The following is a 1405-nucleotide window of genomic DNA, read 5'->3' on the forward strand; positions in this document are numbered from 1 at the left end:
CCGTCGGTGCCGTTGGACTCGCGCCACAGCTGGAAGACCGCACCGGGCAGCGGCTTGCCGTCCTGGTCGTGCTTGACCAGGCGCAGCGCGCCCTGCTGGTGCTGGAACCCGAAGTCGAAGCTGTGGTCGTCCTGGCCGGGGCCGCCGGTGGTGAGCACCCGCTCCACGTAGGTGCCGCCCTTGGGGACGGTGCCGTCGGAGTCGGTCAGGCGGTTGTCGCCGACGTTGTCCTTGGTCGGGACCCAGTGGTACAGCGGGCCGCCCTCGGCGTAGTCGGCGGGGTTGTCGAGCCGGATGGTGTAGCCGGTCTTCGGCTTGAGGCCGCCGGTGACGTTGGTGTCGTCGAAGTAGTACTCGCCGCGGGCGGTGGTCCTGGTGGTGCCGACCAGCTTGCCGTCCGCGTCGTACAGGTGGACGGTCGCGCCGGGGACCGGCTGCTGCTGCGGGAGTTGCTGCCCGGAGCGCTCGGGGTCGTACCAGACCCGGTTGCCGATCTGCAGCGGGGCGCGGTCGCAGAGCACTTCGAGGCCCGGGACAGCGCCATGCCCGCGAACGTCGGGTACGGGTGCCCGCCGGGGTAGGGCCGGCTCAGGTCGAAGAAGCCCTTGTTGCGGACGGTCTCCCCGCAGCCGAGGTTGACGTCCAGCACGTACGTGCCGCCGGACTTGCAGGCCTTGTTGAGGTCGGCCGAGGCCAGCACGTAGACGAAGCCGGGCGGGAACGGCTGCCCGTCCGGCGGGGCGGCGGCGGCCTGGTCGGCGTACCGGTCGCGGAAGGACAGCAGCATCGAGCCGTCGGTCTCGAAGCCGACCTCGCCGAGCTCGGGCTCCGGGTTGAGGCCGCAGACCTGGCCGTTCTGCAGCGGCTGGTCGTCCTGCCACGGGTACCAGTAGTAGCCCGCGCAGATGTTCGCCGGGGTGCCCCGGTGGTCGAGCGGCTGGTCCAGGACCGCCGCCTTGAAGGCGCCGGTGGCCGGGTCGAAGGGCAGCACGACGGCCCGCAGGTCGGTGATCTTCCCGGTGGACTGGCCGGAGCAGACGCCGCCGACGGGACGGTGGCGAACAGGGCGGTGGTCTTCTTCGCCGGGTCGGTGACGTAGATCGCGCCCGGGCCGCCGGGGCCGTACGCGGTGGCGCGCTTGGCCTGGGCGGAGCTGAACAGCCGCTGGTCGTCGCGGTTCCAGGCGATGCCGAAGACGTTCCCGGTCTCGCCGCTGGTGCCGATGTTCGTGACGTCCTTGTTCACGCCGCGCGCCTCGTACGGGAAGGTCAGCAGGGTGCGCTGGCCCGCCGGGGCGCCGATCGGCGGCTGGCAGGCGGTGGCCAGCGGGGCGTTGCGCTGGCAGTAGTCGGACGGGTTCCACAGGCCGGTGGTGAGCACCGCCTGCTTGCCCGCGGACAGGTCG

At 72.2% G+C, this 1405-nt stretch carries 3 protein-coding genes; 2 read left to right on the forward strand and 1 reads right to left on the reverse strand.

Annotated features, from left to right (window positions below):
• The coding region (locus IH44_RS48965; RefSeq protein ID WP_304414228.1) for an SdrD B-like domain-containing protein at positions 1-521 on the reverse strand (521 nt) is incomplete at its 3' end.
• A 404-nt stretch (positions 522-925) separates the two neighbouring features.
• Here IH44_RS48965 and IH44_RS48970 point away from each other — a divergent pair.
• Positions 926-1099, forward strand: coding sequence for a hypothetical protein (locus IH44_RS48970; RefSeq protein WP_232795285.1), 174 nt, complete (start codon positions 926-928; stop codon positions 1097-1099).
• 39 nt (positions 1100-1138) lie between these two features.
• Positions 1139-1348 (forward strand): hypothetical protein, encoded by a 210-nt coding sequence (locus tag IH44_RS48975; protein ID WP_051818358.1) that lies wholly within the window; start codon positions 1139-1141, stop codon positions 1346-1348.
• Positions 1349-1405 lie beyond the last annotated feature (57 nt).

It is taken from the genome of Kitasatospora sp. NRRL B-11411, assembly GCF_000721345.1.
GTDB lineage: Bacteria > Actinomycetota > Actinomycetes > Streptomycetales > Streptomycetaceae > Kitasatospora > Kitasatospora cineracea.